The organism is [Clostridium] fimetarium, from assembly GCF_900111235.1.
In the GTDB taxonomy this organism is placed as follows: Bacteria; Bacillota; Clostridia; order Lachnospirales; family Lachnospiraceae; genus Clostridium_N; species Clostridium_N fimetarium.
Map to the genome: position 1 here is coordinate 550,855 of NZ_FOJI01000001.1, position 6,439 is coordinate 557,293.

General features: G+C 33.5%; 5 protein-coding genes. All 5 read left to right on the plus strand.

Annotation, left to right across the window (positions count from 1 at the left end):
* Positions 1-63 precede the first annotated feature (63 nt).
* The 5 genes from BMY18_RS02415 (at position 64) to BMY18_RS02435 (ending at position 6,206) form a co-directional block, all read left to right on the plus strand.
* On the plus strand, positions 64-2,142 hold the full coding sequence (locus tag BMY18_RS02415; RefSeq protein ID WP_092450188.1) for a RecQ family ATP-dependent DNA helicase: 2,079 nt from the start codon (positions 64-66) through the stop codon (positions 2,140-2,142).
* On the plus strand, positions 2,143-3,156 hold the full coding sequence (locus tag BMY18_RS02420) for a DNA-processing protein DprA (protein WP_092450190.1): 1,014 nt from the start codon (positions 2,143-2,145) through the stop codon (positions 3,154-3,156). It begins immediately after the preceding gene.
* Between the two features lie 96 nt (positions 3,157-3,252).
* Positions 3,253-3,825 (plus strand): class I SAM-dependent DNA methyltransferase, encoded by a 573-nt coding sequence (locus tag BMY18_RS02425; RefSeq protein ID WP_092450192.1) that lies wholly within the window; start codon positions 3,253-3,255, stop codon positions 3,823-3,825.
* A 72-nt stretch (positions 3,826-3,897) separates the two neighbouring features.
* Positions 3,898-5,010 (plus strand): HNH endonuclease domain-containing protein, encoded by a 1,113-nt coding sequence (locus tag BMY18_RS02430; RefSeq protein WP_092450194.1) that lies wholly within the window; start codon positions 3,898-3,900, stop codon positions 5,008-5,010.
* A 380-nt stretch (positions 5,011-5,390) separates the two neighbouring features.
* Positions 5,391-6,206 (plus strand): DUF4037 domain-containing protein, encoded by an 816-nt coding sequence (locus tag BMY18_RS02435; protein WP_092450196.1) that lies wholly within the window; start codon positions 5,391-5,393, stop codon positions 6,204-6,206.
* Positions 6,207-6,439: the final 233 nt, after the last annotated feature.

The following is a 6,439-nucleotide window of genomic DNA, read 5'->3' on the forward strand; positions in this document are numbered from 1 at the left end:
AGTAATAAAAATGAATATAATATGAATCTAAATAAGATAAATATAAATACAAGGGGATAATATATGAGCGCAGAATTGCAAAAAGAATTACAACAAGAATTAATCAAAATCTACGGCCCCGGTGCAGAATTTAGAGAGGGGCAGCAAGAGGCACTTATTTCTGTCCTAGAGGGAAAGAGAACATTGGTGGTTCAAAAGACAGGCTGGGGAAAGAGCTTGGTCTATTTTCTTGCTACGAGAATGTTAAGACGCGCGGGTAAGGGTGTCACCGTTGTAATAAGCCCGTTATTAGCGTTGATGAACGACCAGATCGAGTCGGCGGCGTTTTTTGGATTAGCTGCAGTGACCATTAATTCAAATAATAAAGACGAGTGGGAGACGATTGTAGAAAAGGTAATTCACAATGAAATAGATGTCTTAATTATCTCTCCAGAACGGCTTTCAAATGATGATTTCATGAAAGATGTTATGAATGTGATTAGTGGTTCAATGGGCATGTTCGTAGTGGATGAAGCGCACTGTATTTCTGATTGGGGACATGATTTTAGGCCGGATTATAGAAGAATTATTAATATCATAAAATATCTTCCATCGACCGTCCCATTATTAGCAACTACAGCTACTGCAAATGACCGTGTAGTTGAAGATATCAAAAATGAATTCGGTACTAATATAACCGTAAGTAGAGGATCTCTTACAAGAGATTCATTAGCAATACAAGTGATTGAGATGGCGTCAAAAGAAGAACGATTAGCATGGTTGAGTGATCATCTAAACGAATTACCAGGCGTTGGAATTATATATTGTTTGACTATTAGCGATTGTAATTTGGTGAGTAAATGGCTAAATGATCGAGGTATAGTTGCAAAACAGTATACAGGCCAAATGGACGCTGAAACTAGAAATGAGATTCAACAATTATTTATGACAAATGGAATGAAGGTGCTTGTAGCAACCGTGGCATTTGGAATGGGAGTTGATAAATCTGACATAGGATTTGTAATTCATTTCCAGAAGCCAGGAAATGTTGTTGCGTATTATCAGCAGATTGGCAGAGCTGGAAGAGGAATTAACAGAGCTGTTGCAATCTTGTTTTCAGGAATTGAAGATGATAAGATTTCTGAATTCTTTATTTCTTCTGCATTTCCAACTCAGGAGGAAATGCAAGGCGTTATTGATACCATTACCAAGCAAGGCGGCGCATCGAAATATGATATTGAGCGAAAAGTAAATATGAAACTAAAACGGATAGAAAGCTGTCTAAAATTTCTATCCGTAAATGGTGATATCTATAAAGAAAAGAGCAAATATCTAAAGTCAGCTAAAGTTTGGGTTATAGATAACGATCATAGTAAACGCATAACGGAGCTTCGACATCATGAGTTAAGACGAATGAATGATTTCGTGCATACAAACGAATGTTATATGAAGTTTGTAGCAGAAGAATTGAATGATGTAACTGCAAAAAACTGCGGTAAATGTAGTAACTGCTTGGGAGAAGATATCATTTCACGTCAAATAAATGCAAATACATTATATGAAGCACAAAGATATTTAAAGGCAAGGAATTATGTAATTGAGCCTAGAAAAATGTGGCCGGTTGGCGTAAAAGTAGATGGTGTTAATAAGATCAACGATGCATTTCGCTTTCAACAAGGCCTCGTTTTAAGTAACTATGGTGATGTTGGTTGGGGAAGAATTGTTGCCGATTGCAAATATAAAACAGATGAATTTTCTCAGGAACTAGTGGACGCGTCCTATCGATTGCTAAAAGATTATGTAGTAGCGAATAAAATCACTTGGATCACTAATATATCATCGCTGCGGCGCCCAGCTTTAGTAAAGGATTTCACTATCTCATTAGCAAATCTATTGGGACTAGAATATAGGGAATGCATAGAAAAAACGGTGGATTCAATAGAACAAAAGCGATTAAATAATAGCTCAAAACAGTATGAAAATGTAAATACAAGCTTTGCAATAAATGATAAGATTGATAGTGGAAATGTTTTGTTGGTTGACGATACGGTTGATTCAAAATGGACATTGACCGTATGTAGCTATAAAATGATAGATAAAGGCAGTGGTAAGGTATTTCCGTTTGCTTTAGCGAATACAGCAGGAACGACTGGAGAAAATTAGATGGAATTTACAGATAATGCAATGGCAACAATATTGATATGTAGTCATTTAGGATTGAATAATAATGACTTAAAACCTTATACCCTGGGCGAATGGAATATGCTTGTAGATACGCTACTCACAACTAAATATAAGGATCCTTTGGCATTGTTGGGACAAGATGTAGCTAACGTAATGCATTTATTAAAATATACAGAAGCGCAAGAACTGAGGTTAAATGGTTTATTGTCTAGGGGCGCAAGCATTGCATTTTCATTAGATCAGTTATCAAGAAAAGGGATTTATGTGGTAACTCGAGGTGATAAACAATATCCGATTTTACTTAGAAAGCGATTAACAAAGAAAACACCTCCGATCTTATTTTATGCAGGTAATCTAGAGTTAGCGAGCAAAGTAGGTATTGCGGTTGTAGGCTCAAGAAATATTGATATTGAGGGTGAAGAATATGCGAAAAAATTAGTTCAAAAGGCAGTTACGGAAAAACTAATTATATTTTCTGGTGGTGCAAGAGGAATCGATAGTATCTCAGAGACAACAGCAATTGCATGTGGTGGTGCAGTGGTATCTTTTGTTGCAGATGCATTAACTGTGAAAATTAAAAAAAGAGAAGTTATAGCAAGCATTCAAAATAATCAGATGCTTCTTATTACGGATTCAAATCCTGATGTGGAATTTACAGTTGCAAGAGCAATGAATCGAAATAAATATATCTATGCTTCCTCGTATGGCGCATTTGTAATAGCCTCCGATTACAACAAAGGTGGAACTTGGACTGGAGCTATGGAAAATATAAAAAACAACTGGGTGAAGACATTTGTATGGAACCATAGTGATTATGCGGGAAATGGGGAAATGATTAGTCGTGGGGGTATAGCGATAGGGGATTTGAGTGAAGAAAACTTGTTGGAATTGATGAAGAAAAAGGAAACTTATTCTTATCAGGAAGATATCTTTTCGGCGGGTCAGGTAAGTGAAGAGGTGGTGGCGGAAGATAATGATGGTAGTAAAAAATAGAAATGTAAATACTGGTTAATTATAAGCGCTTTGAATAAAAAAAATTAGAATTTTGGGACAGTTTTTAATGATAAAACATTAACTGTGTGAGGTAAAATGTCAGCGGACACATTAGAATATTATAACAAAAATGCAAAAGATTTTAATGACAGTACTTTTGAGGTTGATTTTGCTAAAGTACAAGAATGGTTTTGCAAATATTTAAAAGCCGGCTCATTGATACTAGATTTTGGCTGTGGTTCAGGTAGAGACACAAAGTATTTTATGGAACGCGGATACAGATTAGACGCCATTGATGGTTCAAAAGAATTGTGTGAAATAGCCAGTGAAAATACGGGAATAGTAGTGAAAAATCAAGTGTTTAATAAGCTAAATGAAGTGGAAAAGTATGATGGGATCTGGGCGTGTGCGTCTATTTTGCATCTACAATATAATGAATTAAAAGAAGTTCTTGTAAAGATGAATATAGCGTTAAATGAGAGTGGAATCTTATATTGTTCATTTAAGTATGGAGATTTTGAGGGCGATAGAAATGGTAGATATTTCACTGATATGACAGCTGAAAAGTTGGACAGGTTGATTGATGAGATAGGCATTTTAGAAGTAAGGGAACAAATGATAACAACAGATGTAAGACCAGGAAGAGATGATGAAAAATGGCTGAAGTGATATTAGGGAAAAGATAGAGTGAATTTTGAAAATATAATCAATTATAAAAATAAGTAGTAAGAGGGTGAAAAGATGGAACTGCCATATTCGGATATGATTGATATAAAATATTTAGGTAGGCTATTTGATAATAAAAGTGAATGCTATAAATTATTTTGGTTTGAGGCTATCGTTAATCTAGTGTCCAAAGGAAAAAGTAGTGCTACATTTGAAGAGCTAATTAATGAAATGATTGTTAGTGCATGGTATATGGTAGCTGAATATCATTTGAATCTAGGCCCTTCTGATACTTTGGAAGCATTAATTCATAGAGTATTTAAATTAAGTAATGGTATTTTAAAATCTAGTGATAGTAGAGAAAATATACTAGCTTTTTTATCAGACTGCCAGGACAAAGATGTCAAGGCTATGAAAAGAACTTTAACTAGAAATGTTCCATATCGTTTACAGTCCCCATTTTTTGAAAATGTTAAAGGTAATGGGTGGGATGTATCAGAGAAATTATTGGCAGATAAAATCAATCAGGAAAAACGTTTGATTTATTATTTCACAAGTATTTGTGGAATGCAAAGTAGTATTTCTATTCAAAGTAGATGGATGGATTATATTAATCTAAATCAAGAAATCCTAAGAGGATGGATAGAATATAATAAAGTGATATATTTACAAAGACGGAACCCGAGTATTCCTGGAATTTCAAATAAGTTATATCCAAGCAAGGAAAGAGATTTGAATTATGTTAAGAAATATTGGAAATCAATTATTATGATTCATCCGGTCACCGAAATATATGGTGGAAATCTTTTGACTGATAAAGATACCATTTCAATTGATCATTTCATTCCTTGGTCCTATGTAACACATGATGAACTGTGGAATCTTAATCCAACAACAAGAAGTATTAATAGTGCAAAGAGCAATAACTTACCAACGTGGGACATTTATTTCAAATCACTATGTAAAATAGAATACTTCGCATATGAAATGGTTTGGAAATATGATCTTGTTCATGACGCTTTTGAAAAATGTGCGAATAGTAATCTAAATGAATCGGAAGTCAGAAGACAATTGTACCAACCGAATCTGGAGAAAATGGAGTTTTGTAATACTTTAAGTAATATTATGTTACCCGTATATCAGGCGGCGGAAAAAATGGGATTTAGGGATTGGAAGATGATAAATTAAACGGAAGGAAAAAGAATGTGCCGTTCTGGTGGAGTTCAAATCAAGGGGAGTCAAGAAGGCTATTAATTATAGGGAATAATGGTGGTTTTTACAATAATTACCTTGTATATAAATTACATTTGTAATAAAATGAATCTAGTGCAAAATATTGGGGAATATAGTGCTATTTGTTTTTATTAGGGGATTTTGTAATTAAAATAGTTTGATATAATACAGTTTTCCCCAAAAGGAAATCTGTTTTTTTTTGCTGTTTTTCAATTAGTAATTTATCTGAATGCAATTGTAATACTGTAGATGGAAGGATATGTTATGTTAAATATATTGAGATACGGATTATAGCAATAATGCGAAGTTGAAAAAATCAAATTGGAGGACAGGAAATGAATGTTATAGAGGCTAAAGACAGGTTAGTAAATGAACTGTCCCAATGCGATAAGATTAAAGGAATTGGACAAACAGGAGATATTAATGCTGAGCTGATACCAGGTAATAGCGATATTGATATTTTTGTTTTATGTGCCACAATTCCAACAGAGGATGAAAGAGAGCGTATGTATATAAAATATTCTAAGCAATATTCGGAATATCTGATAAATGTGTGCCATGGGGGAATATGGGGTTATGGAGATGTATTAATTATTGATGGAATCGATGTTATGTTTATGTATTTTACAATTGAAGAAATGAATCAATATGTAGATGCTGTTTTGAATGGAAAGCATTTGGGTAAAGAAGGTGGATTCTATCCAACGGGGAGATTATCTAGTATAGAAAGTATAAATATATTGTACGAAAATAATACTGAATGGACAACAATGATAGAAAAGATTAAGAAGCATCCATTTGAATTATTGGAAAAATTATTTGATTATCATATTTCAAAAGTAATAAATGATGAGGATTTAGGAAGAGCAATGCTAAGAAAAGAGGTAATGTTTTACCATAGTGTTTTAGAAAATTCTTTAGATCATTTAATGCAAGCACTTTTTGCGGTAAATTTTACGTATTTCCCAAGTAGAAAAAGAAGTGAGAAATATATCATGGAATTTAAAAATGTACCCGATGATTGCTATGACCGTATACTACAAATTATTGAGCATTCAGTCCTAAGCAAAACTCTGGAAAAATCAGTTGAAGAATTAAGAAAGATTACTTTGGAAACAGTTCAAATTGGTAAAATAATATATAAAAAATGATTGTAACTAATATAGTAAGGGATAATAAACAGAAAACTATTATTTAAATTATTAGCATAACTAGGATTTTGTATTCTACTTGAACTGCGCATTATATTTATTATGTAGTCACAATCAAGACAATATAAAATATTATTCATTTTATAGGTGAGGAGACATATTGTGGAATATAAACAAGCGTGCCGTGATGATATTGATGAATTTGTAGAACACCGGATGGAGTTTGTTACAGC